The sequence below is a fragment of the Curtobacterium sp. BRB10 genome (assembly GCF_031844325.1).
Taxonomy (GTDB): domain Bacteria; phylum Actinomycetota; class Actinomycetes; order Actinomycetales; family Microbacteriaceae; genus Curtobacterium; species Curtobacterium poinsettiae_A.
Genome location: NZ_JAUZVA010000010.1, coordinates 44,402 through 71,290, shown reverse-complemented (window position 1 = coordinate 71,290; position 26,889 = coordinate 44,402). Strand labels below are relative to the sequence as shown.

Annotated in this window: 31 protein-coding genes; 6 read left to right on the top strand and 25 right to left on the bottom strand. The window is 72.1% G+C overall.

Features of this window, described 5'->3' with window-relative positions:
- Position 1: 1 nt before the first annotated feature.
- Together Q9R26_RS17600 and Q9R26_RS17595 are read right to left on the bottom strand one after the other, a co-directional pair.
- Positions 2–484 (bottom strand): hypothetical protein, encoded by a 483-nt coding sequence (locus tag Q9R26_RS17600; protein WP_182067164.1) that lies wholly within the window; start codon positions 482–484, stop codon positions 2–4.
- A gap of 57 nt (positions 485–541) precedes the next feature.
- Complete coding sequence (locus tag Q9R26_RS17595) at positions 542–1,051, bottom strand: DUF6328 family protein (protein WP_182067163.1); 510 nt, start codon at positions 1,049–1,051, stop codon at positions 542–544.
- 81 nt (positions 1,052–1,132) lie between these two features.
- Here Q9R26_RS17595 and Q9R26_RS17590 point away from each other — a divergent pair, with 81 nt between their 5' ends.
- Entirely contained in the window at positions 1,133–1,765 is a 633-nt protein-coding gene (locus Q9R26_RS17590; RefSeq protein ID WP_259578262.1) for an antibiotic biosynthesis monooxygenase, read from the top strand.
- Between the two features lie 12 nt (positions 1,766–1,777).
- On the opposite strand, the gene Q9R26_RS17585 is transcribed toward Q9R26_RS17590, so the two are convergent.
- The 4 genes from Q9R26_RS17585 to Q9R26_RS17570 are packed head-to-tail and all read right to left on the bottom strand — an operon-like array spanning position 1,778 to position 6,095.
- Complete coding sequence (locus tag Q9R26_RS17585) at positions 1,778–2,719, bottom strand: Ppx/GppA phosphatase family protein (protein ID WP_311228045.1); 942 nt, start codon at positions 2,717–2,719, stop codon at positions 1,778–1,780.
- 50 nt (positions 2,720–2,769) lie between these two features.
- Positions 2,770–3,630 carry a ribokinase gene (locus Q9R26_RS17580; protein ID WP_311228044.1) on the bottom strand — a complete coding sequence of 287 codons (861 nt, stop codon included), beginning with the start codon at positions 3,628–3,630 and terminating at the stop codon, positions 2,770–2,772.
- Positions 3,627–5,057, bottom strand: coding sequence for an MFS transporter (locus Q9R26_RS17575; protein WP_311228043.1), 1,431 nt, complete (start codon positions 5,055–5,057; stop codon positions 3,627–3,629). The genes Q9R26_RS17580 and Q9R26_RS17575 overlap by 4 nt, the downstream gene beginning before the upstream one ends.
- A 6-nt stretch (positions 5,058–5,063) precedes the next feature.
- Positions 5,064–6,095 carry a nucleoside hydrolase gene (locus Q9R26_RS17570; RefSeq protein ID WP_311228042.1) on the bottom strand — a complete coding sequence of 344 codons (1,032 nt, stop codon included), beginning with the start codon at positions 6,093–6,095 and terminating at the stop codon, positions 5,064–5,066.
- 162 nt (positions 6,096–6,257) lie between these two features.
- On the opposite strand from Q9R26_RS17570, the gene Q9R26_RS17565 reads away from it, so the two are divergent.
- Positions 6,258–7,256, top strand: a complete 999-nt coding sequence (locus Q9R26_RS17565) for a LacI family DNA-binding transcriptional regulator (protein WP_259578266.1) — start codon at positions 6,258–6,260, stop codon at positions 7,254–7,256.
- Positions 7,257–7,614: 358 nt separating this feature from the next.
- Here Q9R26_RS17565 and Q9R26_RS17560 read toward each other — a convergent pair whose 3' ends face one another.
- The 9 genes from Q9R26_RS17560 to Q9R26_RS17520 all read right to left on the bottom strand — a co-directional run bounded on the left by Q9R26_RS17560 (position 7,615) and on the right by Q9R26_RS17520 (position 14,321).
- The gene (locus Q9R26_RS17560; protein WP_311228041.1) at positions 7,615–9,291 is read right to left on the bottom strand and encodes an MDR family MFS transporter; all 1,677 of its coding nucleotides are present in this window, start codon (positions 9,289–9,291) and stop codon (positions 7,615–7,617) included.
- Entirely contained in the window at positions 9,288–9,908 is a 621-nt protein-coding gene (locus Q9R26_RS17555) for a TetR/AcrR family transcriptional regulator (protein ID WP_262139930.1), read from the bottom strand. Before Q9R26_RS17555 ends, Q9R26_RS17560 begins: the two co-directional genes overlap by 4 nt.
- A 52-nt stretch (positions 9,909–9,960) precedes the next feature.
- Positions 9,961–10,443 carry a GNAT family N-acetyltransferase gene (locus Q9R26_RS17550; RefSeq protein WP_311228040.1) on the bottom strand — a complete coding sequence of 161 codons (483 nt, stop codon included), beginning with the start codon at positions 10,441–10,443 and terminating at the stop codon, positions 9,961–9,963.
- 98 nt (positions 10,444–10,541) lie between these two features.
- On the bottom strand, positions 10,542–11,231 hold the full coding sequence (locus Q9R26_RS17545; RefSeq protein WP_311228039.1) for an HAD family hydrolase: 690 nt from the start codon (positions 11,229–11,231) through the stop codon (positions 10,542–10,544).
- A gap of 54 nt (positions 11,232–11,285) precedes the next feature.
- On the bottom strand, positions 11,286–11,927 hold the full coding sequence (locus Q9R26_RS17540; protein ID WP_311228038.1) for an MBL fold metallo-hydrolase: 642 nt from the start codon (positions 11,925–11,927) through the stop codon (positions 11,286–11,288).
- A gap of 58 nt (positions 11,928–11,985) precedes the next feature.
- Positions 11,986–12,411, bottom strand: coding sequence for a MarR family winged helix-turn-helix transcriptional regulator (locus Q9R26_RS17535; RefSeq protein WP_182066545.1), 426 nt, complete (start codon positions 12,409–12,411; stop codon positions 11,986–11,988).
- A 79-nt stretch (positions 12,412–12,490) separates the two neighbouring features.
- A complete protein-coding gene (locus Q9R26_RS17530) occupies positions 12,491–13,063 on the bottom strand; it encodes a DUF3618 domain-containing protein (RefSeq protein WP_209132854.1) in 573 nt (190 codons plus the stop codon).
- Positions 13,060–13,503 carry a phage holin family protein gene (locus Q9R26_RS17525; RefSeq protein WP_259578275.1) on the bottom strand — a complete coding sequence of 148 codons (444 nt, stop codon included), beginning with the start codon at positions 13,501–13,503 and terminating at the stop codon, positions 13,060–13,062. Before Q9R26_RS17525 ends, Q9R26_RS17530 begins: the two co-directional genes overlap by 4 nt.
- Positions 13,500–14,321 carry a hypothetical protein gene (locus Q9R26_RS17520; RefSeq protein WP_311228037.1) on the bottom strand — a complete coding sequence of 274 codons (822 nt, stop codon included), beginning with the start codon at positions 14,319–14,321 and terminating at the stop codon, positions 13,500–13,502. The genes Q9R26_RS17525 and Q9R26_RS17520 overlap by 4 nt, the downstream gene beginning before the upstream one ends.
- Before the next feature lie 146 nt (positions 14,322–14,467).
- Here Q9R26_RS17520 and Q9R26_RS17515 point away from each other — a divergent pair, with 146 nt between their 5' ends.
- Both Q9R26_RS17515 and Q9R26_RS17510 read left to right on the top strand, forming a co-directional pair.
- On the top strand, positions 14,468–15,217 hold the full coding sequence (locus tag Q9R26_RS17515) for a glycosyltransferase family 2 protein (RefSeq protein WP_182066549.1): 750 nt from the start codon (positions 14,468–14,470) through the stop codon (positions 15,215–15,217).
- A 111-nt stretch (positions 15,218–15,328) separates the two neighbouring features.
- Positions 15,329–15,973, top strand: a complete 645-nt coding sequence (locus tag Q9R26_RS17510; RefSeq protein ID WP_311228036.1) for a hypothetical protein — start codon at positions 15,329–15,331, stop codon at positions 15,971–15,973.
- A gap of 9 nt (positions 15,974–15,982) precedes the next feature.
- Here Q9R26_RS17510 and Q9R26_RS17505 read toward each other — a convergent pair whose 3' ends face one another.
- Positions 15,983–16,591 (bottom strand): helix-turn-helix domain-containing protein, encoded by a 609-nt coding sequence (locus Q9R26_RS17505; RefSeq protein ID WP_182066551.1) that lies wholly within the window; start codon positions 16,589–16,591, stop codon positions 15,983–15,985.
- Positions 16,592–16,658: 67 nt separating this feature from the next.
- On the opposite strand from Q9R26_RS17505, the gene Q9R26_RS17500 reads away from it, so the two are divergent.
- Complete coding sequence (locus tag Q9R26_RS17500) at positions 16,659–17,666, top strand: NAD(P)/FAD-dependent oxidoreductase (protein ID WP_311228035.1); 1,008 nt, start codon at positions 16,659–16,661, stop codon at positions 17,664–17,666.
- Here the strand turns inward: Q9R26_RS17500 and Q9R26_RS17495 are convergent.
- The 9 genes from Q9R26_RS17495 to Q9R26_RS17455 all read right to left on the bottom strand — a co-directional run bounded on the left by Q9R26_RS17495 (position 17,651) and on the right by Q9R26_RS17455 (position 24,778).
- A complete protein-coding gene (locus Q9R26_RS17495; protein WP_209132843.1) occupies positions 17,651–18,316 on the bottom strand; it encodes a pentapeptide repeat-containing protein in 666 nt (221 codons plus the stop codon). The two genes, Q9R26_RS17500 and Q9R26_RS17495, sit on opposite strands and share 16 nt — an antisense overlap.
- Before the next feature lie 35 nt (positions 18,317–18,351).
- The gene (locus Q9R26_RS17490) at positions 18,352–18,762 is read right to left on the bottom strand and encodes a DUF6314 family protein (protein ID WP_311228034.1); all 411 of its coding nucleotides are present in this window, start codon (positions 18,760–18,762) and stop codon (positions 18,352–18,354) included.
- Between the two features lie 9 nt (positions 18,763–18,771).
- Positions 18,772–19,029 carry a hypothetical protein gene (locus Q9R26_RS17485; RefSeq protein WP_209132840.1) on the bottom strand — a complete coding sequence of 86 codons (258 nt, stop codon included), beginning with the start codon at positions 19,027–19,029 and terminating at the stop codon, positions 18,772–18,774.
- The gene (locus tag Q9R26_RS17480) at positions 19,026–19,379 is read right to left on the bottom strand and encodes an SHOCT domain-containing protein (RefSeq protein WP_209132839.1); all 354 of its coding nucleotides are present in this window, start codon (positions 19,377–19,379) and stop codon (positions 19,026–19,028) included. Before Q9R26_RS17480 ends, Q9R26_RS17485 begins: the two co-directional genes overlap by 4 nt.
- Positions 19,380–19,583: 204 nt before the next feature.
- Entirely contained in the window at positions 19,584–20,663 is a 1,080-nt protein-coding gene (locus Q9R26_RS17475; RefSeq protein ID WP_259578287.1) for an NAD-dependent epimerase/dehydratase family protein, read from the bottom strand.
- Entirely contained in the window at positions 20,663–21,856 is a 1,194-nt protein-coding gene (locus Q9R26_RS17470; protein ID WP_071404842.1) for a zinc-dependent alcohol dehydrogenase, read from the bottom strand. The genes Q9R26_RS17475 and Q9R26_RS17470 overlap by 1 nt, the downstream gene beginning before the upstream one ends.
- Positions 21,857–21,995: 139 nt before the next feature.
- A complete protein-coding gene (locus tag Q9R26_RS17465) occupies positions 21,996–22,631 on the bottom strand; it encodes a DNA alkylation repair protein (protein WP_182066558.1) in 636 nt (211 codons plus the stop codon).
- Positions 22,628–23,431, bottom strand: a complete 804-nt coding sequence (locus Q9R26_RS17460) for a sulfite exporter TauE/SafE family protein (protein ID WP_311228033.1) — start codon at positions 23,429–23,431, stop codon at positions 22,628–22,630. The genes Q9R26_RS17465 and Q9R26_RS17460 overlap by 4 nt, the downstream gene beginning before the upstream one ends.
- Positions 23,432–23,581: 150 nt before the next feature.
- Complete coding sequence (locus Q9R26_RS17455; protein WP_182066560.1) at positions 23,582–24,778, bottom strand: peptidoglycan DD-metalloendopeptidase family protein; 1,197 nt, start codon at positions 24,776–24,778, stop codon at positions 23,582–23,584.
- A 159-nt stretch (positions 24,779–24,937) separates the two neighbouring features.
- Between Q9R26_RS17455 and Q9R26_RS17450 the strand changes: the two genes are divergently transcribed.
- Positions 24,938–26,818, top strand: coding sequence for a gamma-glutamyltransferase family protein (locus tag Q9R26_RS17450; RefSeq protein ID WP_374222204.1), 1,881 nt, complete (start codon positions 24,938–24,940; stop codon positions 26,816–26,818).
- Positions 26,819–26,889: the final 71 nt, after the last annotated feature.

Below are 26,889 nucleotides of genomic sequence, written 5' to 3'. Positions count from 1 at the left end.
CTCAGGCCGCTGTCGACCCGCCGCCCGCCAACCGTTCCAGCACGGTGAACGCCTCGGCGTGCACGTCGCGCAGGGCGCTCCACCCGGCACCGGTGTCGATCCGCTCCGGGTGCTCGACGGGCACCGCGTACCCGTGTTGTGCCCTCGGCACCGGGTCGCCCGGCAGCCGGAGCTCCTGGGTGAAGGCACCGTTCCCCGCCTCGAAGGTCAGGGTGTGCGACGCGACGTTCCGGCCCCAGTCCGCGGACGGCCACGACATGAACGCGACGTGCCGCATCCCCTCGGCGGGATCGGTCGCCGAGACGTAGCAGCCGTGGTGGTCCTCGCCCGGGGACAGGATCGTGTACGTGCCGTTGTCCCGGTACACGAGCAGCGCCTCGGCGAAGGGCTTCGGCGCGTACATCGCGGTGTACCGCAGGGCGTGCGCGGCGATCGGCGGACCCAGCGGGACCGAGACGGCGTTGGCGGCGGTGTTGACGGACATCACCGACACCGTCGACCATCGAGCTGGACAAGCGGTGCGCTCCGCCGGAGGACTCGTTCAGCCGGCCGACGACCGGTCGTTCGCTCCGTCGGCGTCACGCTCGGTCCGCCGCAGGCCGAAGGGCAGGGCGGTCCACAGTGCCGCCGTGCCCACGAAGACCGCGACCCCGCCGATCACGCCTCCGGCGCCACCGAGCACCACGTCGAAGACGAAGTAGACCGTCCCCGAGAAGAGCAACGCGCTCGCGATGAGTGCGGCGAGCAGGATGACGTTGCCGACTCGGACCAGGTCGTGCTTCTGTCGCTGCCGGAAGACCAGCCGGTGCGTCGCCACGGCCGACAGCGCCACGACGGTCACGACGACGGCGAGGACGACCAGCACGAGGTAGACCGTCTCCTGCCGGTCGGACAGGCTCGTGAAGCGCTGTTGGAACGGCAACGTCAGCAGGAACCCGGCGAGGATCTGTGTCCCGGTCTGCACGATCCGGAGCTCCTGCTGGATGTCGACCCAGTTCCGGTCCCACCGTTCCGTCGGCGTCTCGTGCCGGCCGCGCTCGGTCTCGCTCATACCGCGAACCTACCCACTGGCGCGTCGACGACCGACGAGCTGTGTCACGAGCCGGAAACACGGGTCCGGGACACTGGTCGCATGACTCCACAAGAGCCTGGGAGCCTGCAGTCGTCATCCGAGACCGCAGGCCCGCCCGTCACCGTCTCCGTCACCCGACTGGTCGAACCCGATCGCATCCCCGAGGTCACCCGCTGGGTGCAGTCCGGGGTGAACCTGGCGAACCGCTACCCCGGCTTCCTCGGCTCGGGGTGGGTGCGGTCCACCGCCCTGTCCCGCGAGTGGCACATGCTCTACCGGTTCGCCGACCACGACTCCCTGGCCACGTGGGAGAACTCCGACGACCGGCTGCGCTGGCTCGACCTGGGCCGTGACCTGGTGGTGGAGTCCCGCGTCGAGAAGCGCACCGGCATCGAGGGCTGGTTCGACGTCCCGCAGGACGCCCCGGCCTCGAGCGCTCCCCCGCGGTGGAAGCAGTCCGTGAGCATCTGGCTCGGCTTCTTCCCGGTGAACCTCGCGTTCACCTACCTGACGGCCTGGCTCGTCCCCGCGTTCACGCACGTCGCGATCCTGCCCCGGGTGCTCATCACGACCGTCGTGCTCACACCGATCATGACGTTCTGGGTGCTGCCGTTCGTGACGAAGCTGATCCGTCCGTGGCTGCTCGCTCCGCCGAGGCAGCGACGACAGCGGGCCCGGCAGCCGCGCGGCTAGACCGACTGGCCGCTACGGGTTCCCGAGGACCGACAACTGGTCGAGCCGTTCGAGGATGACGCCCTCGCGCAGCGCCCACGGGCAGATCTCGAGGGCCGGCAGGTCGAAAATGTCCAGGCACGCCTCGGCGACGAGCGCCCCGGGCACCACCTGGTGCGCGCGGCTCGCCGAGACGCCCGGCAGCGCCGCGAGTTCGTCGACCGACATCGTGAGCAGCTCCGGCAGCCGCTGCCGCAGCACGTCGCCGTCGAGGGCGCGGGGCACGAGCGGTCCGGCGGCGGACGGCGCGGCCCCGCAGATCCGGGCGATCGACCGGAACGTCTTCGACGTCGCCACCGCTCGGTCCGGGCGGCCCGAGCGGAGCAGCCGTCCGGCGTCCCGGGCGATCTCCACGCGGATCTCGTGGCGGATGCGGCGGACGTCGTCCTCGGTCGGGGTGCCGGCCGCGAAGTAGGAGCGCGCCAGGCGTGCGGCGCCGATCGGCATCGACCACGCGACGTCCGGTGCCTCGTCGGCACCGCCGGCGATCTCGAGCGAGCCACCGCCGATGTCGAAGACCGCCAGACGACCGGCGGACCACCCGAACCACCGTCGGACGGCCAGGAACGTCAGCCGCGCTTCGTCGCCACCGGACAGGACGGCCAGCTCGACGCCGGTCGAGGCCTCGACGTGGGCGAGCACCTCGTCGGAGTTCACCGCGTCGCGCACGGCCGAGGTGGCGAACGCGAGCATGTCCTCGCAGCCGCGCTCCTCGGCCACGCGGACGGCGTCCGCGACGAACTGCGTCAGCGCGTCGACGCCCTGCGGCGTCACCGCGCCGGCGTCGTCCAGGTGCTCGGCCAGCCGCAGCGGCTGCTTGAACGAGGACGCCGGCAGCGGCGCGGCGCCACCGTGGGCGTCCACCACGAGCAGGTGGCCGGTGTTGGACCCGATGTCGAGGACTCCCACGCGCATGGGGACAACGCTAGTGGCCCGCGCAGTCACCCCACGCCGGGAGGCCCGTCCTACGCCCGCAGGAACGCCTCCAGCTCGGCGGTGGTCGGGTACGAGGCCTGAGCGCCCGGCCCGGTCGCGGCGTACGCCCCGACCCCCACCGCGAACCGGGCCGCGTCGACGAGGGTGTCCCCCTCGGCCAGACGCAGCGCCACCGCCCCCATGAAGGCGTCGCCGCAGCCCGTGGTGTCCACGGGCTCGACCCGGACGGCGTCGATCGACACCGGCTCGGCACCCCCGTCGTGCACGACGCAGCCGGCACCGCCGCGGGTGACGATCGACCGGGCGACGCCGTGGTCACCGAGCGCCGCGGCCTCGTGCTCGTTCACCAGCAGCACGTCGGTCAGTTCGAGGAGCTCGGCCGGCACGGCGCCGAACGGCGACAGGTTCGTGAGCACCGTGACCCCGGCGGCGCGCGCGACCCGTGCGGCGGCGAGGACGACGTCGATCGACACCTCGAGGCAGAGCCCCAGCACCGCGGCGCCGGCGAAGACGTCGGCCGGCACGTCGTCCGGCGTGAGCGTGCCGTTCGCCCCGGCGGAGATCACGATGGTGTTCTCGCCTGCGGCGTCGACCGTGATGACGGCGGTGCCGGTCGCGACGCCCTCCCGGATCGCGACGTGCGTCGTGTCGACACCCGCAGCCGCGACGGAGTCGCGGAGCAGCACACCGTTCCCGTCGTCGCCGACCGCACCGATCATGCGCACCGTGCCCCCGAGCCTCCCGGCAGCCACCGCCTGGTTGGCGGACTTGCCCCCGGGCAGGATCGCGAGGTCGGAGCCCTGCAGGGTCTCACCGGGCTGGGGGAAGCGCGCGGTGCGGACCACCAGGTCCGCGTTCAGCGACCCGACGACGACGATGCTCTCGGTCAACGGACGGTCTCCTTCTGCGGGGCGACGGACGCGGTCTCGGCGCCCTCCGGACGGGGGATGAGGAACGAGATCGCGAGCGCGACGGTCGTGATCGCGGCCCCGAGCAGCATGCCACCGGAGTACCCGGCGGTGCCCGCGGAACCGCCGACGCCGAGCGCGATCTGCAGCGCGGGCAGGACGGCGAAGCTGACCCCGGCGCCCAGGTTGAACGCACCGGCGTTCAGGCCGGGCAGGAACCCGGGGTTCGACTCCGGTGACAGCACGATGCCGAGGCCGTTCAGGATGATGTTGGCGATGCCGGCGTAGGTGATGCCGATCAGCACGGTCGCGGTGACCAGGACGGGCAACGAGTGCACCCCGACGAGCGCCATCAGGACGGTCGAGACGATGCTGCCGATCAGGCCGACGCGTAGGACGGCGCGGTACCCGATGGTCGGGGCGAGGCGACCGGCGAAGGGTCCGACGATCCACCCGACCAGCGCGTACGGGGTGAGGAAGACGAGCGAGGCCAGGTCGGGCTCCATCCCGAAGCCGGCGTCACCGTTCTGCGCGAGGCTCGTGACGAGTCCGTTGACCACGGCGAAGACGCCGGTCATGGTCAGGAACGTCGTCGTCAGCAGCGCCCAGGTGGCACGGCGCTTGAGGAACCGGGTCTCGACCAGCGGCTCCCGCACCCGCGACTCGACGGCCCAGAACACGGCGAAGGCGACGAGCGCGACGACGACGCCACCGACCACGAGCACCGGGTTCGCGGCGCCGATCTTGCCGGCCTCGTTGAACGCCGTGAGCAGCGCACCGACGCTCACCACGAGGGGCACGACGCCGACCCAGTCCATCCGGGTACCGGCGGAGGGCTTCGACTCGACACCCCAGACGGCGACGAGTGCCAGCGCGATCACGGTGACGACGGCGATGACCCAGAAGATCCCGCGGAACCCGAAGTTCGTCGCGATCCACCCGCCGGCCAGCGCGTCGACGCCCGCGATGCCACCGTTCACCGCGGTGAGCAGCCCGAGGGCGGCGCCGTAGCGCTTCGGGTCGCTGATCTCGTTGCGCAGGACGAGCAGACAGATCGGGACGACTGGACCGGTGACGCCCTGGATGATGCGACCGGCGAACAGCATCGGCACGTTCACCGCGAGCGCGGCGACGATGCTGCCGACCAGCATCACGGCGAGCATGCCGATCAGCACGCGCTTGCGGCCGACGATGTCGGACAACCGCGGCAGGAACAGCGAGAACAGCGCCGCGAGGGTGAAGTACAGGGTCTGCGACAGGCCGATGGTGGCGTCGTCCGTGTGCAGCTCGCGCGCCATCGTGACGAGGGCGGGGCTCAGCATGCTCGCGTTCAGCTGGAACGCGATGCACGCGGCGAGGAGTGCGGCGGTGAGGGCGCCGATCGACTTCTTCGTCGAGGTGGTGGTCATGGGGGTTCAGCGCTCCGGGGTCATGGTGATGCCGGCTTCGACGGCGTCGGCGGCGGCACGTGGGGTCCAGCCGGTGTCGGCCGTCTCCCCGATGCGCTCGAGGGCGTCGACGACGAGATCCCAGAAGCGGCCGTGGTCGAGCTCCATCGCGGCGCTCGTGCGGCAGTCCTCGGGTGCGGGGGCGCGGAAGTCGGCGACGGTCATACCGAGCGTCAGCGCGCCCTGGGTCTCGACGTGGATCGGGACCTTCACGGCACGGACGATCGTGGGGTCGATGACGTAGGCGACGGCGCAGGGGTCGTGGACCGGCGGGGCGTCGAAGCCCTGGGCGTCCTTGTAGGTCTGGCCGAAGAAGTCGAGCAGCTCGCCGACGAACGCGGCGGGGGCGGTGCCGACGCCGGCGATGCGCGCGGCGACCTCGGGGGTGGCCAGGGCCTGGTGCGTCAGGTCGAGGCCGACCATCACGACGTCCCAGCCGGCCTCGAACACGATGGCCGCGGCCTCGGGGTCGATGACGATGTTGAACTCGGCGACCGGGCTCCAGTTGCCGACGTGCACGCCGCCGCCCATGAGCACGACCTGCTTGACGCGTTCGACGATGCGGGGCTCCTTGCGGGCCGCGAGGGCGATGTTCGTCAGGCCGCCGGTCGGCACGAGGGTGACCGTGCCGGGCTCGTGCGCCATCACGGTGTCGATGATCAGGTCGACGGCGTGGCGCTCGTCGAGGTCGAACGACGGCTCGGGGAGCATCGGGCCGTCCAGGCCGCTCTCGCCGTGGATGTCCGGCGCGACCTCGATCTGGCGCAGCAGCGGGCGGGCGGCACCGGCAGCGAACGGCACCCCGGTGATGCCGGCGATGCGGGCGACGGCCAGGGCGTTGCGGGTGACCTTCGGCAGGGTCTGGTTGCCGACGACGGTGGTCACCGCGAGCAGGTCGATCGCCGGGCTGCCGTGGGCGAGCAGGAGCGCCACGGCGTCGTCGTGGCCGGGGTCGCAGTCGAGGATGATCTTCGCGGCGGGCTGGGTCGCATCGGGCACGCTGGGCGCTCCACTTCTTCGGGGAATCGAGGTGAGTGCTCGACGTGGTGGGGATCCACGGGCCGGCAGAGCGCTGGCGACATGGCGCGTCAAGCGTTTGACATCGAAACACGTCAAGCGCTTGACGTCAAGTTCGACCACCGCGCTCGCTAGCATCGACGAGTGCCCTCCCCCGCCGCCCCGAGCCGTCGTGTGACCGCTGCGATGGTGGCCGAGCGTGCGGGCACGAGCATCGCCACGGTCTCCCTCGTCGTGAACGGCAAGGACCGCGGGCGGGTCTCCGCCCCCATCGCCGCGCGGGTCCGCGACGCCGTGGAGGACCTCGGCTACGTCGTCGACCACGCTGCCAGCTCCCTGGCCCGTGGCAGCGGTGACCTCGTCGTGTTCATCGCCCCCGACCTGTCGAACCCGTTCTTCGCGGAGGTCATCCGTGGCGTCCGCGACACGTTGGGCGACCGGTTCCAGCTCGTGCTCTCCGTCACCGAGCGGGGCGCGCAGCCCGTCGCGGCCGACGTCCGGCGCTTCGAACGGCTGCGGCCGGCCGGCATCCTGGTCGATGCCCCCGCCGTCGACGAGCAGATGTCGGCGAGCGTCCCCGTGGTGCTGCTCGACGCCCCCGGAGGCCCCGAGGCCGTCAACTACGACCTCTCCACCGGTGTGCACGACCTCGTCGCCCACCTGCACGCCCAGGGGCACCGGCACGTGGGCTACCTCGACGGCACCTCGCGGGCGGCGACGTTCGGCGTGCGCCGCGAGCTGTTCGAGCAGGCCTGCGCGGACGCCGGCATCACGGTGTCCGAGGTCACCGCCCGCGCCGACCTGACCGTGGAGGCCGCGGCCTCGGCGACCGAGCACGTCATCGAGGCCTGGCAGGACGACGACGTCACCGCCGTCGTCGCGGCCGCGGACACCCTGGCCTACGGAGTGCTGCGGGTCGCCGGCGCGCTCGGCATCGCCGTCCCCGGTGCGCTCGCGGTCGCGGGCTTCGACGACCTGCCGTCGTCGTCGGTCACCGCCCCGGCCCTGACGAGCGTGGCGCTGCCCGGCGCCGACCTCGGCCGGGCTGCGGCGCTGCGGCTCCTCGCGATGCTCGACGGCACGGCCGCGGAGGCCGCAGCCCTGCCGACGCGGCTCGTGCCGCGCGCGAGCACCGGGGCGTAGCGCCCCACGCTGGCGCAGCCGGTCCAGTCCGGCCCGGTCCTGCCCGGTCCGGCACGCGGAAGCGACGCTGCTCCCCGAGGCGCTCACGTCATCTCCACGGAAGCGACAGTGCGCCGCCGATGTTCCGCGGCAGTCTGTCGCTTTCGCGATGCGGGTGCCGCCGCACTCGGCCGCGGCGGTGGGGCACGCCACGACGGACGGGAGGCCCGGTGCCAGCTGGCCCCGAGCCTCCCGTCCGCGCACGGTACCGACCACACCGCCGAGGCGACAGACCCCTCCCGTCGCGCACCATCGCCGACGCGGAAGCGACAGATGTCCGCGGACGTTCCGCGCAGATCTGTCGCTTTCGCGAGGCGGGCTACTGCTGCGTGCGGTCCGCGGACTCGACCGGCTGCGCGTGCTCCGCACGCGCCGCGCGCTGGGCGCGCTCGAGCTCGTCGGCCTCGTCGCCGCCGACGGCCTCGCCACGGGCGACCATGCCGGCCGTGTCGGACAGCGTGATCTGCGGCAGGAACAGGGCGAGCAGGAACGCCACGGCGATGAACGGCAGCAGGTACCAGAACACCGGTGCGAGCGAGTCTGCGTAGGCGTTCACGATGCCGTCCTGCACCGCCTCGGGCAGCTTCGCAACCGTCGCGGGGTCGATGCTGCCCGCCGACGACGCCGCATCCGTCGCCGACCCACCGGCACCGCGGAACACGTCCGTCAGCGACGTGGTGAGCCGCGCGGTGAAGAGCGCACCGAAGACGGCGGTGCCGAGGGAGGCGCCGACCTCACGGAAGTAGTTGTTCGTCGAGGTGGCGGTACCGACCTGCTCGGCTGGCACGGCGTTCTGTGCAACGAGCACGACCACCTGCATGATCAGGCCGAGCCCCGCACCGAAGACGAACAGGTACGCGCAGATGAGCCAGATCGGGGTGTCCGCCGCCAGCTGGGTCATCGCGAGCATCGCGATGGCCACCAGGACGGTGCCGACGATCGGGAACATCCGGTAGCGCCCGGTCTTCGTGATGAGGACACCCGATGCGATCGACGTGCCGATCAGGCCGGCCATCATCGGCAGCATCAGCAGGCCGGAGACCGCCGCCGAGGTGCCCGAGGCCATCTGCAGGAACGTCGGGACGAAGCCGATCGCGGCGAACATGCCGATGCCGAGTACGAGGCCGATGCCGGTGGCCAGCAGGAAGGTGCGGTTGCGGAAGAACGACAGCGGGAGCACCGGGTCCTGTGCACGGGACTCGACGAACACCAGGAGCGCTGCCGAGACGACGAGACCGGCGAACCAGGCCCAGGTCTCGGGGGCGTCCCAGCCGTGGTCCTTGCTGCCGCCGAACTCCGAGAAGAACACCAGGCACGTGGTCGCGGCGGACATGAACAGCACGCCGAGGACGTCGATCCGCTTCGTCGCCTTCTTGTTCGGCAGGGTCAGCGCGAACCACGCCACGAAGAACGCCGCGATGCCGACCGGGATGTTGATGTAGAACGCCCAGTTCCAGGTGAGGTGGTCCACGAAGAACCCACCGAGCAGCGGGCCACCGATGGCGGACAGGCCGAAGATCGCACCGAGCGGGCCGAGGTACTTGCCGCGCTGCGAGGCCGGCACGATGTCCGCGATGATCGCCTGCGACAGGATCATCAGCCCGCCGCCGCCGAGCCCCTGCATCGCGCGGAACGCCACGAGCTGCGTGAAGTCCGTGGCGAACGCGCAACCGGCCGACGCGATGGTGAACAGCGCGATCGCGATGAGGAACAGGTTGCGGCGCCCGAGGACGTCGCCGAACTTGCCGTAGACGGGCATCACGATGGTGGAGGCGAGCAGGTACCCGGTGGTCAGCCAGGCCTGGTGGGCGACACCGCCGAGCTCGCCGACGATGGTCGGCATCGCGGTGGAGACGATGGTCTGGTCGAGGCTGGAGAGCAGCATCCCCGCGATCAGGGCGGAGAAGATGATCCAGATGCGACGCTGCGTGAGGAGCAGCGGGCCGTCGGAGCCTGGGCGGGCACGCTTGGTGGTGCCCGGCGCGGTGGCGCTCATGTGGTGTGTTCCCGTTCGGTCGTGGTGACCGCCCTGAGCAGGCGGAGGTTCTCGGTGAGCAGGGCGTCGAACGTCGGCCCGGTGGTCTCGTCGAAGGCGTCGTCGAAGTACGTCTCCGCCGTCACCTTCGCGAGCGCCGCGGCCGCCTCGGTCACCAGGCGCGCGCGACGGTCGGCCGGGTCGTCCCAGCCGAACCGGGTGCGGACCGCCGCGGTGATGCGGCCGAGCTGCGCGTCGGTGGCGGACAGGAACCGCGCGACGAGCGCGGGCTCCCGCTCGAAGACGCCGCGGACGAGGACCTCGTCCGCGCGGTCGATGCCGACGCGTCGCAGCTGATCGACCGCGAGCGCGACGATCGAGTCGAGTGGGTCGAGGTCGCCGGGGACGATCCCGCCGGCGGCGTAGGCGTCGATCGCCTCGACGTCGGCGTTGAGCTCGATGCCGAGCACGGCGTCGTCCTTCGACCCGAAGTGGTTGAAGAACGTGCGGCGCGACACCCCGACGGTCTCGCAGAGCTGCTCGATCGTGAAGCCGTGCAGCCCGTGTTCGACCGTCGCCCGACGTGCCTCGACGATCATGCGTCGGCGCAGCGCGCGGGTGCGTTCGGTGGTGCTCACCGAGCAAGAATTGCACTCTCCCGCTGAAAGTGCAATACGGGACGGGGTCGGGCTACAGGGCCTTCTCGAAGCAGAACGACCACGGCATGGTTGCCGCGTAGGGCTCGTAGACCGCGATCTGGTCCCAGCCGGTCTTGCGGTAGAGCGCCACGGCGTCGGGCTGCTTGTCGCCGGTCTGCAGGATGAGCCGCGGCGCGCCGAGTTCACGGCCGACCCGCTCGCACTCGTCGAGCAGCGCGGTGGCCGCGCCCTTGCCGCGTGCCGAGGCCAGCACGATGAGCCGCTTCAGTTCGACCTCGTCACCCAGACGCCGGACGGCGATGTGCCCGACCGGCTCACCGGACTCGTCCACGGCCAGGATCGACGTGACGACGGTCGACGGGTCGACGCTCAGCGCACGACCCCGCTCGGCGGTGACCGCCGGGTCCTCGCCGGCGTTCGCCGCCCCGTAGCGTTCGTGCATCTCGTCGTCCATGCGGGCGCGGAGCACCACGCTGCGGGGGTCGTCCCAGGACACGCGTTCGATCGTGATCACGAACGTCGATCCTGGCACGGGCGACCGACGGTGCGGAAACCGAGGCGCCCGACGGCGCGGGAACCGAGGCGCCCGTCAGGCGCGACCGGCACCGCCCGTCAGGCGTGCTGACCGAGCGCCGCGATCGGGCCCTCGCCGGCGCGGAACGCCGCGAGCACGGCCGCCGCGTCGTCGTACACCTCGGCCGCTCCGGCACCGCGGAGCTCGTCACCGCCGATGCCGCCGGTCATCACGCCGACGCACCGGACCCCCACCTTGCCGGCGGACTCGACGTCCCACATGGCGTCCCCGACCATCACGGCGTCGTCGGCGGAGACCCCGGCCTTGTCGAGCGCGACCCGGATGATGCCGGGGTCCGGCTTCGCCTGCTCGACGTCCTCGGAGCTCGTCTCGGCGGTGACCCACCCACCCGCGTCGAGCAGTTCGCGCAGGCGGGCGAGTTCGTGCTCGGGCGCACTGGTCGCCAGGACCACGGCGTGCCCGGCCTCGGCGACGGCCTGCAGGAGTTCGCGCGCACCCGGCAACAGCCGGAGCCGTGGCATCTGCTCGGCGTAGTAGGCGGTGTGGAACTGCTTCGCGGTGTCGCGGGTCTCCTGGGACGCGTCCGGCAGCAGCGTCTCGAGCAGCTTCGCCGAGTCCATCCCGATCGCGCGGTGGATCCGCCAGGCGTCGACGGACTCCCCCGCCGCCAGGAACGCCCGCCACCATGCGTCGATGTGCGCGTAGTTCGAGTCGGCGAGGGTGCCGTCGATGTCGAAGAGGACTGCTGTGGTGGGTGCGTCGGCCATCCGTCCATGCTGCTCGGGAGGCCCGGATCGCCTCCCAGGGGCGTCCCACGTCCGTCAGACGGTGATCGTCTCCCCCGCCGGCAGGATCAGGACGGGCACCGGCCCGAGACCGTCCGGGCCGAGGAAGCGCGCGGCGGACTGCTGGCCGAGCTCGCTCAGCATCGCCTCGTGGATCTGCACGGCCCGCTCCGGTGCCACGGCTCGCACGTAGTCGACGGCCTGGGCGGTGTTCGTCCACGGCCCGCTCGTCGGCAGGAGCAGGGTCGACACCGGGACACCCGGCTCGAGGTACGCGTCGCCCGGGTGGAACACGGCGTCGCCCACCAGGTAGCCGACGTTCGCGGTGGACGGGATGTCGGGGTGGATGACCGCGTGCTGCTCGCCGAACACCTGGACGGAGAACGGCCCGACGGTGATCGTGTCGCCGGCCTGCACCGCTGCGACCCGGCCGTGGTGTTCGCCGAGCTGCTCGACGACGGTCTCCGGACCGCGGATGACGAGGTCCGGGTTCGCGGCGAGCCCCGCGCGGAGGGCGTCGATGTCGAAGTGGTCGGGGTGGTCGTGCGTGACGAGGACGCCCGCGGCTCCGCGGACGAGGTCGACGGCCTCGGGCGTGAACACGCCGGGGTCGATGACGAGGGTGACGCCGTCCTGCTCGAGGACGACGGTGGCGTGGTTGTACTTCGTCAACTCCATGCAGACAACTGTACAGCCGTGTTGTACTTCTATGGCTGCCCGGAAGGTGAGGGGTCGCTCAGTCAGCGCGACGCGCGACCCGCTCGAACAGCTCGGGCAGGCGGCGCAGCAGGGCGCGCTCCTCGGCGTCGGTCTCCTCGCGGATCGCGTCGGCCAGCCAGTCCGTGCGGGCGTCCATGTCACGCTGCAGCGCGGCCCGGCCGGCGTCCGTGATCCGGATGACCGACGCCCGGCGGTCGGTGTCCGACACCGTCCGGTCGACGTACCCGAGCTCGGCCAGTTCGCCGACCGTGCGGGACTGCCCCTGGTGCTTCACGCCTCGGCGGCGCGCGAGTTCCGCGATCGTCATCGAGCCCTCGCGGTGCAGGAACCCGAGGGTGGTGGTGTGTGTGGCCGGCAGCGCGTCCGCGTCGCGTCGTGCGGCACGCACGACCCGGCCGATGGACTGTCGGAGCTCCGCAGCGAGCTCGTCGATCGGATCCATGACCGGAACGCTACCGCGTGACGGACTGGAGGCCCGTGGCGATGTCGCCACGGGCCTCCAGTCCGTCATCGGGTTCCGCTCAGCTGCTGCGGACGTCGTCCGCCGCACCCTGCGCGTTGTCCTTGACGTCGGACGCGGCCCCCTGCGCCTCGTCCTTGACCGTCTGCGCGGCGTCCTGCGCGGTCCCCTTGAGGTCCTGCGCGTGCTCCTTCGCCACGTCGCCGAGCTGCGAGCCGACGTCCTTCGCCTGCTCCTTGACCTCGTCGACGAGCGGCGCCGCCTTGTCCTTCAGCTCACCGGCGAGTTCTTCTTCCTTGTCCGTGGTGGGCAGGAGCGACGACACGAGCCAACCGGCACCGAACGCGATGAGGCCGACGGCAAGAGGGTTGCCCTTGGCCTTCTCGACGCCCTTCTGCGCGACGTCCTTCGCCTGGCCGGTCGCGCCCGAGGCGGAACCGGAGGCGCTCGAGCGGGCCGACTGGGCCGCGCCCATCACGGACTCGCGGACGTCCTGGAACCGGCCCTTCACCTTCTCGCTCTGGCGGTGGGCGATGGACGACGGGCTGACCTTGTCGGCGAGGGCGTCGACGTCGGAGCCGAGTTCGCCGCGGGTGCGCTCGATGTCGGCGCGGATCTCGTCTGGGGTGCTCATGGCTTCCTCCCGGTGTTGGGCTTGAGTGTCTCGGGGACTTCCTTGGCGGTCTCGACCGTCTGCGGGGCGCCCTTGATCTCCTTGATCTCCTTGCGCCCGCGGACGGCCAGGATCGCGGCGACGATCGCGTAGACGACCGCGATGATCAGGGCGGACCAGGCGTTGCCGATCAGGTAACCGAGGCCCCACCACGCGGCGATCGACAGGAACAGCAGGGCGAACACGGCGGTGAGTCCGGCGCCGCCGAACATCCCGCCCGCCTTGCCGGCCTTCTTCGCGGAGTCGGTCAGCTCGGCCTTCGCGAGGGCGACCTCCTGCCGGAACAGGCTGGAGAGGTCACGCGACACGTCGGACAGCAGCTCACCGAGCGGTGTGGTCGCAGCGCGCTCCTCGGGCGTCGGTTCGCCCAGGGGTGCCGCGCCGGGGAAGGACTGGCTCATACGCCACTCCCCGATCCGGTGGTGCCGTCGCCGGCCTCCTTCTCGTGCTTGACCTCGGTCGCGAGCGCCTTGGTCAGGCGTCCGGCCAGCAGGCCCGCGCCCGCGGCGATCGCGATGAAGGTGCCGGGGCGCTTCGCGGCGAAGGTCTTCACCTCGTCGAGCAGGGAGCCCGGGTCGCGGTTCTCGAGGAACCCGGCGGCCGAGGTCGCGCGGCCCGACAAGTCGCGGACGACCTTCGAGGCGACGCCCTGCTCGTCGTCGTTCTCGGCCATGCGACCGAGCTGCTCGCCGAGGGAGCGGAGTCCGCCGGCAGCGCGCTGCTGCTGCTCGCCGGCCTGCTGCTTGAGGTTCTCGGACGCCTGGCCGTAGAGCTGCTTGGCGTGGTCGGTCGCCTCGGAGGCGACCTTCGATGCCTGCTCCTTGGCGGTGCCCGCGACGTTCGCGGCCTTCTCCTTGGCGTCGCCGGCGACGTCCTGCGCGGCACCCTTCGCCGCGTCGGCCTTGCCCGAGCCGCTGCCCGAGTCACTGCCCGAGCCGCTGGCGTTGCCGGTGCTGCCGGCGGATGCGGCGGACGGGACGGCGGGGAGCTGCTCGTCGGCCGGGACGGCGTCGAGGGGTGCGTCGAACGGCACCTCGGCGGCGCTGTCGCCGTACGGGTCGTAGGTCTGCGGCGCACCGGGATCTGCGGGTCGCGCGGCGGGGGTACCGCTGGCGTACGACGGCACGGTCACGCCGGGGGCGACCTCGTGGCCCTCGGAGGCTGCGGTGCGGTCGTGGATGGGCGTCCCGGAGTCGTTCCCGGGTGGGTTCGTGGTCATGGTCGGCCTTCCGGTAGTCGTCACCCCCGGCGTGCACCGGGGTGTGTCGCCACCGAACGTGCGCGCTGCCCTCTGGGCCAGGACCCAGGAATGCCGGGAAACGCGGTCCGGCAATCCGCACAGGCGACAGCCGGTTGGATCGACGGATGCCCCGTGTCTCGGTCGTGATCCCCGTGCGGGACGATGCCGTGCACCTGCGGCGGTGCCTCGCCGCCCTCGCGGCCCAGACCCGGCCGGCCGACGAGGTCGTCGTGGTCGACAACGGCAGCTCCGACGACAGCGCGTCGATCGCCCGGGACGCCGGGGCGGTCGTGCTCACGGAGCCGGTGCGCGGGATCGCCAGAGCCTCGGCGCGCGGCTACGACCGTGCGTCCGGCGACGTCGTCGTGCGGCTCGACGCCGACTCCGTCCCACCGCCGTCCTGGATCGCCGACGCGATCCGGCTGTTGGCAGACCCCGAGGTCGTCGCGGTCACCGGTCCGGGCCGACCCCGGGGCGGTGGCCCCGTGGTGCGACGACTGTGGGACGCCGTGTACATGGGCCCGTACTTCGTCCTGATGTGGAGCGCGCTCGGGCACCCGCCGTTGTTCGGGTCCGCGATGGCGATGCGCCGGTCGACCTGGGCCGCGATCGGCGGGCGAGCGCACCGTGACGACGCCGAGGTGCACGATGACGTCGACCTGAGCATGCAGCTCGACCCGGCGTGGCGGGTGGTGGCCGACCCCGTGCTCGCGGTGCAGGTGTCCGCGCGACCGTTGTCGGGCCTCCCGTCCGTCTGGGTGCGGACGCGACGTGCCTTCCACACGTTCCGTGTGAACGGCCGGCGGGCGAACCCGGTGCGCCGGTGGGCACGACGGCTGCGGTCGCGGTCGCGGCGGTGGTGGCGCAGCCGCTGACCGGCCGGGTCGGGGGACAACGAATCGGTGACGGTCCCTGCCACCGCGACCCCCGGTCGGTATGTTCGTGAGTGACAGTCACGACCTGACGCGACCGGATGAAGGGGAACCATGCGCCACACGATCACGTTCACTGCCCTGCTGGCTGCGGGCCTCGCGCTGAGCGGCTGCGCGCAGGCCGGACCGGCCGGACCGGCCAGCGCCACCGCGACCACCGCGGCCGACCCGACGACGGCACCGACCCCGACCGACACCACGACCGCGCCGAGCCCCGCCGACACCGGGGCCCCGAGCGACGACACCGTCACCGTCCCGGCCAGCTGCACCGACCTGATCACTCCCGGCAAGTGGGACGAGGAATTCGCATCGGCACCGCTCAACGACCCCTCGGTCGTCGGCGACCCGATCGCGATCCCGAAGAGCGCGTTCACCCCGGCGCTGCAGGGCGACGGCGGGCGGCTGTACTGCGTGTGGGCGGAACCGCAGGCCGACGTCTCGTACCTGTCCATCGCGGTCGACGCCGTCGACCCGGCCGCAGCCCGCGACGCACTCGACCAGCTCAGCGCGAAGGGCTACGACTGCGGCGACGGGTCCGACGGGTACCTGTGCCAGAAGGTCTCGAAGAACTCGCAGTACCCGGTCACGGACGGCGACACGTACTTCACGCGGGGCGACATCGGCATCCACGTCCAGCAGTCGAACGTCGAGACGACCGATCTGCTCGACGACGTCGTGGCGCACGTCTTCGCGGACTGACGCTGCAGGTCACCGGGCGGGTCGAGACCGCACGTGCGCTCGTTCGCCCTGCGGCCCGTACAGGCACAGCACCTCGGTGACGGAGTCGGTCACGTTGCCCATCCAGTGCGGGGTGTGGGTGTCGAACTCGGCGACCTCACCGGGACCGAGGTCGAGGTCGTGCTCACCCAGCACCAGCCGGAGCCGGCCGGACAGCACGTAGAGCCACTCGTAGCCCTCGTGTGTCTTGAGCGACGGTTCCCCGCCCGGCGTGTTCGGCGGGAACAGCTGCTTGAACGAGCGCACCCCACCCGTCCGCTCGGTCAGCGGCACGACCACACGGCCACCGTGCACCTCGGGCTTCATGTGCACGCGCGGGTCGCCGGTCTGCGGTGCGCCGACCAGGTCGTCGAGGGGCACCTGGTACGCCCGAGCGAGGGGCAGCAGCAGTTCCAGCGTGGGCTTCCGCTGGCCGGACTCGAGCCGCGACAGGGTGCTCACCGAGATCCCCGTCTCCTCGGACAGTGCCGCGAGCGTGACGTCGCGGTGGGCGCGCAGCGCGCGGAGTCGGGGGCCGACCCCGTCGACGACGTCGGCCGTCGTGCGCGGGGCGACCGGTCCCCGGGTGCGGTGTGCCATGCGGGACATGTTGCCACACCGGCAAACGTCGTTGCTGTTCCCTCGTGACCGGCCGCATGATCAGCGCATGTCCGAACACTTCGACGTCATCGTCATCGGCGGCTCGGCCGCCGGCCTCTCCGCCGCCCTGATCCTCGGCCGTTCGCGGCGCTCGGTGCTCGTCGTCGACTCCGGCGAGCCCCGCAACGCCCCGGCGGCCGGCGCGCACAACTACCTCGGCCACGAGGGCGTCGCGCCCGCCGAACTGATCCGCATCGGTCGCGACGAGGTCGCCGCCTACGGCGTCCAGGTCACGGCCGGGAGGGTCGTGGCCACGTCCACCACGACCGGTGACGGTCACGACCCGGTCGGCTTCTCGGTCACGCTGGACTCGGGCGCGGTCGTCACGGCCCGCAGACTGGTCGTCGCCTCCGGCGCCGTGGACGTCCTGCCCGAGGTCCCGGGCCTGGCCGAACAGTGGGGGCGCGGGGTCGTGCACTGCCCGTTCTGCCACGGGTGGGAGACCCGCGACCAGCGGATCGGGGTCCTCGTCACGACACCGAACGCCGCACACCACGCGCTCATGTTCCGGGCGCTGAGTGATCGGGTGACCGCGTTCCTGACCGATCCGGCGCTGATGGACGACACCGCTCTGGCTGGTTTGGCCGCCCGCGGCATCTCGGTCGTCGAGGGCCCGGTCGCCGAAGTGGTCTCCGACGGCGACCGGCTGACCGGGGTCCGACTCGGCGACGGTTCGTTCGTCGAGCTCGATGCCCTGGCCACGGCGAGCCGGCCCGAGGCGCGGGTGGGCTTCCTGTCCGGGCTGGGCCTCGCCGCGACCGACCAGTTCATGGGCGACCACCGGTTCGCGACCGCGCTGACCGTGGACGCCGCCGGGCAGACCGTCGCTCGTGGGGTCTACGCTGCCGGCAACGTGACGGCCCCGATGGCGACGGTCATCGCGTCGGCGGCTGCCGGTACCCAGACGGGCGCGGCGGTGCACGGCGACCTGGTGCAGGCGGACCTGGCGGCGGCGCTGGACGGGGCTGGCGTCGGCTCTGGTGCTGGCGCGGGCGCCGGTCAGCCGACGCGGTAGCCGGCCTGCGCGGCCAGCAGCGGCGCGAGCGTGTACAGCTGGTCCGCGCCGATCGTGGCCCCGCGGAACCCCTCGAGCCGCTCGACCCGATCGAGGTCCGCTCCGCGCAGGTCCACGTGGTCGATGCGGGTGTTCGACCCCTCGGCGGCGCGGAGGCTGCTGCCGTCGAACGACACCCGCAGCAGCTTCGCGTCGGCGATGTCGAGCTCGTCGATGACGCAGTCGCGGAACACCACGTCGGTGATCGTCGAGCCGCGCAGGTTCACGAACCCGAACTTCATGCCGACGAACTCGACGCCGTTCAGCCCGGAGTCGTACAGCTCCGCCGAGCCGACCCGGCCGCCGGCGACCCGGACCTCGCGCCACGAACTACTCGACGCCCGCAGGATCGGGGCGTCGAGCGAGTCGATGATCGAGTCACGGACCCGGAGCCCACGGAAGTCCGCGTCGTCGCCCCGGAACGTGTCGATGACGCACTCCTCGATCTCCAGGTCGGGCAGTCGCTCGCCCGCCAGGTCGAGGACGTCGATGCGCTTGCCCTCGATGCGGTCCCCCGTCAGGACGTCACCGGGAGCTGGCGCCCAGTCCTCGAGGTTCGTCGGTTCGGTCAGGGTGATGCGCGGGGCGTCGGTGCCGGAGGAGCGTGCCATGCCCCCAGTCTGGCGGTGACCGCCGACCCCGCGGCTCACGACCGTGGTCGGGTGAGGACACTGTCCAGCCGGTAGTCCTTCGCCGGACCGCGCGCTTCCCACCGCACCGTCCAACGGTCTTCGTCGCCGTCGAAGGCCCCCGTGTAGTCGTCCGGAGCGCAGGCGTGGGCGACGCTCGTGCCCCACACCCAGTCGTGGAAGACCCGACCGTCGGAGAAGTGCACGGTCCAGCCGCCGGTACTCGTCCGCCGCAGGACGAGGGTCCGGGACACGGGCGTCGCCCGGCCGTCGAACGTCATCACGCCGGACTCGTCCCAGCGCACCTCGTCGTCACCGACCCGGGTCAATGTGGTGGTCCCGGTGACGGTCCCCGCGGCCCCGGCACGGTGGTCGTGCACGGTGCGGTCGAGGTCCCACACCCCGAGCAGGTCCGTCGGTAGCAGCACCCGCCCAGGCTAGCCGCGCAGGGCCTCTGCCCGCGCGGCTCGGCGCTCGTCGTCGGTGATGACGCCGCGGGCGTGCAGCTCGTCGAGTTCGAGGAGCCGCTGCTCCGGCGAGCTCCGGCGGGCGCCGTGGGGACGCCTGCTGCGGACGACCGCGATGCACACGGCGACGATGACCGCGATGACGATGAGCACCATCAGCAGGGTCCAGACGAGGTCGTAGACCGGCGGGATCAGGGGATTGCGCACTTCTTCGGAGGCGATCATCATCCGCGCAGGGCCTCGGCTCGGGCGCTGCGGTGCTCCTCGTCGGAGATCACGCCGCGCGCGTGCAGGTCGTCGAGCTCGGCGAGGCGCTGTTCGAGCGGCTTGTCCGGTGCGAACGTGCGGCTCTGCATCGCCTGGTACGCGATGTCCTCCTGCATGGTGAGCGGGTTCTGACCACGGTCGGCCATCCGCTTGCCCCGGTAGAGCGCGAGGATGACGATCGTCAGGGTCGTGAGGATCGCCAACGCCGCGACGACCCCGAACGCGATGCCGAACCAACCGTCGAACAGGTCGGGCATCCCCGACTCCCCCGGACCCTCGAGCTCACTGAACGCGGACCAACTGAGCACCATCGCACTCCCCCTTCTCACAACGACGAGCGAAGCGTAGCGCGTGACGGGGAACACGAGCGGGCGTTCCTTCCCAGAACGCCCGCGATGCAATGTCCAAATGGGCGTAACTGGTCAGAACTTCCGACCCGGTACGTCCGAAACAACCCGGTACGCCCGAGAGCACCCGGTACACCCAGAGCGTCCCCGCAACCCCGGCCAGCCCGCTCAGCCGCGCAGCGGCCTCGACCCCGGAACGTTCGCACCGTCCGCGAACCCGGCCACGAGTGCACGCAACGCTTCTTCGGAGGTGTGTCGGGCCTCCCATCCGAGCACCGACCGGGCGCGGTCGGTCCGCATGATCGGCACGCCCGCCGCGATGTCGATCCACCCGGCATCCGTCGGCTGCAACCGCAGCCGCCACGTCACCGTCACGATCCCGCGCAGCAGGCGCAGCGGGATCCGCACGGCACCGAGCATGCCGAAGGCCCGGGCCAGTCGCGGCGGGTTGAGCACCGGCGACGCGGCGATGTTGAACGCTCCAGCTGCCCGTCGGTCGACCGCACGCCAGAAGGCGTCGGCGACGTCGTCGGCGTGCACGGCCTGGAACACGAACGGGTACGGCAGCGGCAGCACGAGCCAGCGGATCCACCGCACGATCGACATCGGCACCAGGTGTCCGAGGAACAGCCCACGGATCTCGGCGGCGGCCTCCCGCTGGAAGATCAGCCCCGGGCGCAGCCGGGTGACGGTCACGGAGGGGTGGGCGGTCTCGAACGCGTCCATCGCCGCCTCGTTGGCGGCTTTGTGGATCGAGTAGGTCGCCGTCGGGATGCCGTCGGCGGGCCAGGTCTCGTCCACCGGGGTGTGCTTGCCGGCGACGTCCACCCCGCGGTAGGCACCCACCGACGACGAGACGACGATCTGGGGCACCTCGGCGCGCGCGACGGCCGCCAGGACGTTCGCCGTCCCCGTCACGTTCGTGCGGTGCTGCGCGGGGATGTCGTGCGTCGGCTGGAGCGCCCACGCCAGGTGGATGACGGCGTCGGCGCCCTGGAACACGGCCGTGAGCTGGTCGACGGCGTCCGCGTCGCCGACGTCCACGGCGTGCCAGACGGCGGCGGCGTACGGTTCCGCGCGCAGGTCCGGCAGCCGCCGCGCGACGCCGACTATCTGGACACCGGCGGCGGCGCCAGCGGCGGCGGCACCGTCGGCAGCGTCACCGTCGCCGTCGGCGCGCACGGCCGCGAGCCGACGGAGCACCGCCGTCCCCACGTTGCCGGTCGCGCCGACGACGACGACGCGCATCAGGCTGCGGCCATCGCGGGGTCGAGCACGACCTTGACGCAGTCGTCCTGCTTCTTCTGGAAGACCTCGTACATGTGCGGGGCATCCTCGAGCGACACGCGGTGGGTGGTCAGGTCGAGCGTGCCGAGCGGGTCCGACGGGTCGGAGACGAGCGGCATGATGTCGTCGATCCAGCGCTTCACGTTGCACTGGCCCTCGCGGATGGTGATCTGCTTGTCGAACAGCGTCATCATCGGCATCGGGTCGGCCATGCCGCCGTAGACACCGCTCAGCGAGACGGTGCCGCCACGACGGACCAGGTCGATGGCCGCGTGCACGGCCGCCAGGCGGTCGACGCCGGCGGTCTCGATCGCTTTCTGCGCGAGCTTGTCGGGCAGCAGGCCGGCGGCGCGCTGCGCGAAGCCCGCCATCGGGTTGCCGTGGGCCTCCATGCCGACGGCGTCGACGACCCCGTCGGGGCCGCGGCCGTCGGTCAGGTCGACGAGCTCGGGCACCAGGTCCTTCGTCAGGTCGAACACCTCGGCGCCGTGCTTCGCCCCCAGGTCACGGCGGACCTGCTCGGGGTCGACGGCGAGCACGCGGTAGCCGAGGTGCTTGCCGATCCGGGCGGCGAACTGGCCGACCGGGCCGAGGCCGAGCACGGCGAGCGTGCCGCCCTCGGGCACCTGGGCGTACTGCACGGCCTGCCACGCGGTCGGCAGGATGTCGCTCAGGAACAGCCAGCGGTCGTCGGGGGTGCCGTCGTCCGGCACGACGATGGGGCCGTAGTCGGCGTGCGGCACGCGCAGGTACTCTGCCTGGCCACCGGGGACCTGGCCGTACATCTTCGTGTAGCCGAACAGCGAGGCACCGGTGCCGTACTCGGTCACCTGGGTGGTCTCGCACTGCGACTGCAGGCCGTGCTGGCACATCCAGCAGTGGCCGCAGGAGATGTTGAAGGGGATGACGACACGGTCGCCGACCTTCAGGTTCGTGACGCCGGATCCGACCTCTTCCACGATGCCCATCGGCTCGTGGCCGAGGACGTCGCCGCGGTCGATGTACGGGCCGAGCACGCGGTACAGGTGCAGGTCGGAGCCGCAGATCGCCGTGGAGGTGATCCGCACGATCGCGTCGGTCGGCTCCTGGATGGTCGGGTCGGGGACGGTCTCGACGGACACCTTCTCGGTGCCCTGGTAGGTCAGTGCGCGCACGTTGCGTTCCTCTCGTGGTCGCTTCGAGCCTGCCTGGAGGCACGACTCGCGTTCCCCTCCTCGGTACGCGCCCGCCCCGTGGACGCTCCCAGCCCCGCGTCCCCCTCGCACGTCGGCGCGCGGGGCCGGCGGACCCCGATCAGCCCCGCAGCCGGTCGCGCTCCCCCGGCGGGAGGTGCTCGGTCGCCGTCCGGCGGGCCGCCGGGCTGAGGAACCGGCCGCTCTGCTCGAGGAACGCCACGAGCGCCGCCTCGGACGCCCGCTTCCCCGTCTCGCGCAGGACCAGCCCGAGCGCCGACTGGACCGTCTCGCTGCGCTCCCGGACCAGACGGCCGGCGATCCCGAGCGGCACCTCGGCGTCGCCCTGCTTCGCGAACGCCAGGGTCGCCACGACCGCGATCCGCCGGACCATCGCCAGGTCGGACTTCGCCAGCGCGAACAACGGGCCGGTCGACGCGCCCAGCAACGGGGCGCCGACGAGTTCCTCGGCCGCCAGGTCGACGAGCACCGGATCTCCGAACCGTTCGGCCTTCGCCGCCGACAGGTACTCGTCGGTGAGCTCCGGATCCGGGTGCGCCCGCATCGCCTGCACGAGCAGCAGGACGGCGACGAGCTTCGCGCCGTCGTCCTCGCTCCACAGCAGCGCCGAACGCTCTCCTTCGTCGAGGTCGTGGAACTGCCGCGCGACCCTGCGGGCTGCGGCGACGTCACCGGTGGTCCGGGCGAACGCCGTCAGCACGGCTTCCGCGTCGCGCCCTGCCGGGAGGCCCGTCACGCGACCTCACCGCCGCTCGCGTCGTCCTGGGGTGCCCTCCGACGCCCACGGCTGAGCACGATGACCGCGACGACCACCAGGAACGCCGCGAACAGCCACGTACCGACCTGCGGGTCGACCAGGCGCGCCAGCACGGCACCACCCGGCGAGCAGACCGCGGCGGTGATGCCGACCGTCAGCCCCACCCGCAGGTCGACCGCGCGGCGCCGCAGGTTCGCGACCGTCCCGGACACCGACGTCGGCACCATCGTCAGGAGCGACGTGCCCTTCGCCAGCAGGTCTCCGGCGCCGAGCACGACCTCGAGCCCCGGAACGATGACGACCCCGCCGCCGACCCCGACGAGTCCGGACAGCACCCCCGACAGCAGCCCGAGCAGCAGCAGGACGATCGCCTCGACGACCCCGAAGTGCACCTCGCCGCCGCGGGTCGGCACCGTCGTGAACAACGACACCAGCACGACGGCGATGAACCCGACGAAGATCCACGGCAGCACGCGGAGCGGCAGGGCACGGAGCAGCCGGGCACCGAGCGGGGCGCCGATGACGCTGCCGACCGCCAGGGTCAGGGCGGCGAGCCAGTGCACCTCGCCCTGCACGGCGTAGGTGACCGCGCCGACGACGGCCGCGGGCGCGATCGCGACGAGCGAGGTGGCCGAGGCCCGACGCTGGTCCATCCGCGCGAAGGCCATGAGCGCCGGCACCACGATGACCCCACCGCCGACACCGAACAGCCCGGACAGCACGCCCGCCAGCACCCCGATCGCCACCAACACGAGCATCGTTCCGCCGCGCTTCCTCATCCCGCCCAGGCTATCCGCGGCGCGGGCGTGCTCTCGCACGGTGCGAGGTCACCCGCGCTTGGTGAGCACGAATGGTCGGGTGCCCGAAGGCGACCCGACCATTCCTGCTCACGAAGCGAACGCCGAACCCCACGCCCCGCCCGCCCCGCGTCAGCGGAAGTGCATGTTCTTCAGCGGGTCGACGAGGGTGCCGTTCCGCCGCGTCTCGACGTGCACGTGCGGCCCCGTCGACTGCCCGGTGTTGCCGGACTTCGCGATCTCGGTGCCGAGCTTCACGATCTGCCCCTGCTTCACCTCGATCTTGCTGAGGTGCGCCGTCAGCACCGCCGTCATGCCGTACGTCACGACGATGTAGTTGCCGTACGCGGCGTCGTTCGCGATGGTCTTGGTGACCGTCCCCGTCCCGGAGCCGTACACGGGTGTCCCCACCGGCACGGGAGCGTCGGTGCCCTGGTGGTAGCGCGGTACGTGCCCGGCACCGCGGTCGTCCCCGTACCGTCCGGTGATCTTCGTACCGTTGACGGGCCAGGCCAGGCCGGTGACCGGTCGGCTCGACCAGACCCGGGTGTCCTTCGCGCCGTAGAGCACGACGTTGCCGTCGACCTGGACGAGCAGGTTGCCCGACCCGGCGGTGCTGGTGCGCGAGCTCCAGAGGGCGACCTTCTTGCGCGACGCGTCACGCGTCCAGATGACGAAGTTGCCCTTGGCCTGCAGCTCGGCCCAGGCGCCCGGGTGTCCGCCGGTGCGCGACTGCCAGACGACGCGACCGCTGACCTTCTGCACCAGGTTGCCGTCGGTGCGCATGTTGAGGATGCGCGTGTTCGAGGTGTCGGACCGCAGGACGGTCCCACCCAGGATGGTGTTCCCCGACGGGACCCGGTCCTGGTAGCCGTTCCAGCTCACGACGACGGTCTTGCCGGCGAGCAGCGCCATCGTGCCGTCGGCGCGCACCTTCAGCGCGGTCGAGTTCACGGTGCCGGCCGAGGCCCAGCGGGCCACACGCTTGCCGTTCTTCGTGATGTCGAGGGCGCGGTTCTTGCCGACCACGGCGATCGCGCCGGAGTTGCCGGCGGTGTTCGACGCCCACAGCACACGGTTGCCGATGCCGTACTCGACCAGGTTGCCGTCGCCCTGCATGATGAGCTTGAACTGGCCGTTCGGCGACGTGACCTGGTCGCCTGGTAGGAGCTTGGTGCCGGCCGGGGCCGACCCGACCCAGACCGCAGAGGCCGCTGCCGGTTCGGCTGTCGCCACGAGCGCCCCCGCCGCCAGGGCCAGGGCCGTCACGGCGCCGGCGATGCGTGGGAGTCGGCGCGCACGTGCGACGGTCGACGGAGTGGTGGTCATGGATCCCCTGCCCTGGAACCGACCGTGCGAGCGCTCGGTCGTTCGGCGCTCGCCCTGCACGAGTCGCCGAACGATGTTCGCTTTTCTGCGCGGGGTGCACAACCCCTTGGACTGGGGGTGTACAGCGCGGCAGCGATCGCCGCGGGACAGGATGGGACCATGTCGACGCCGAACCCCGCCTTCGTCCCGCCCGCAGCACAGACCACCCGCCCGGACCTGCAGGGCACGTTCGGCATGGCTGCCTCGACGCACTGGATCGCGACGGCGACCGCCCAGTCGGTGCTCGAGCGCGGCGGCAACGCCTTCGACGCCGCCGTCGCCGGAGCCTTCGTCCTGCAGGTCGTGGAGCCCCACCTGAACGGCCCCGGGGGTGACCTGACGGCCGTGTTCGCGACGGCCACGAACCCCGTGCCGACGGTGCTGGTCGGGCAGGGCCCCGCCCCCGAGGGCGCGACGCCGGAGCACTACCGCGCCGAGGGCCTCGACCTGGTCCCCGGCTCCGGCGCGCTGGCCGCGACCGTCCCCGGCGCGGTCGACGCCTGGCTGCTCCTGCTCCGCGACCACGGCACCTGGGAACTGGCGGACGTCCTCGCCCCCGCGATCGGGTACGCCCGTGACGGCCACCCGGTCGCACCTGCGGTGGTCCGGACGATCACCGCCGTGCGCGACCTGTTCGAGCAGCACTGGCCCACCTCCGCCACGCAGTGGCTGCCGGGAGGCACGGTGCCGGTCCCCGGGGACCTGGTGCGCAACGAAGCACTCGCCGCAGTGCTCGACCGGCTGGTCGACGCCGGCGCCGGTGCCGGCAGCCGGACCGGCCGCATCGACGCGGCCCGGTCCGAGTGGGCGGAGGGGTCCGTCGCCGACGCGATCGACCGGTTCGTCCGCGAACCGCACCGGCACGCGTCGGGCACCGACCACGCCGGGGTCATCCGGTCATCGGACCTGGCGGCGTTCCGGGCGTCGTACGAACCCGCGACGACCGCCGAGTTCCGCGGCTGCACGATCGCCAAGACCGGGCCGTGGGGCCAGGGTCCGGCGTTGCTCCAGACGCTACGGCTGCTCGAACCGCTCGACGACGCCCTGCTCGACCCGTCGACCGAGCTCGGCGCGCACACGATCATCGAGGCGCAGAAGCTCGCACTCGCCGACCGCGAGGCGTTCTACGGCGACGGCGAGGTCCCGATGGACGTCCTGCTCTCCGACGCCTACGCCGACGAGCGCCGTGTGCTGATCGGCGAGCGCGCTTCGGCGGAGCTCCGACCCGGCACGGTCGCCGGGGTCGAACACGCGATGCCACCCGTCCGGACCTCGTACGACTCCGCCGGGTCGGTCGGGGTGGGCGAACCCACCGTGCAGGTCGCCCGCGACGCCGAAGCCGACACCGAGGTCCCGCCGGCGGCTCCGCTCGAGGACCGCGGCGAGCCGTTCGTGACCCCGGACGGCGAGACCCGCGGTGACACCTGCCACATCGACGTCGTGGACCGCTGGGGCAACATCGTCAGCGCGACCCCGTCCGGTGGCTGGCTGCAGTCGTCACCGACGATCCCCGAGCTCGGGTTCTGCCTCGGCACCCGCCTGCAGATGACGTGGCTCGAACCGGACACCGCGTCGACCCTGCGGCCCGGCGAGCGCCCCCGCACCACGCTGACCCCGACCCTGGTGCTCCGCGACGGGCACCCGGTGGCTGCGCTCGGTTCTCCCGGCGGTGACCAGCAGGACCAGTGGCAGCTGCTGTTCCTGCTGCGCTGGATCGTCGGCGGGTACTCCCCGCAGCAGGCCATCGACGCACCCGCGCTGCACACGACGTCGTTCCCCGGGTCGTTCTGGCCGCGCACGTGGGAGCCCGCGGGCCTGGTCGTCGAGGACCGCCTGGGCGACGAGGTCATCGCGGCACTCGAGGCCCGCGGACACGTCGTGACCCGCGGCGGTGACTGGAGCCTCGGCCGGCTCTCGTGCGTCACCCGCGACCCGGACACCGGTGTCCTCGGCGCTGCCGCGAACCCCCGCGGCGCGCAGGGCTACGCCGCGGGACGCTGAAACCCGTCGCCCGTTCCTTCCCAGAACACCCGCACTGGAAAGTGGGATCGGGCATACCTGGTCAGAACTTC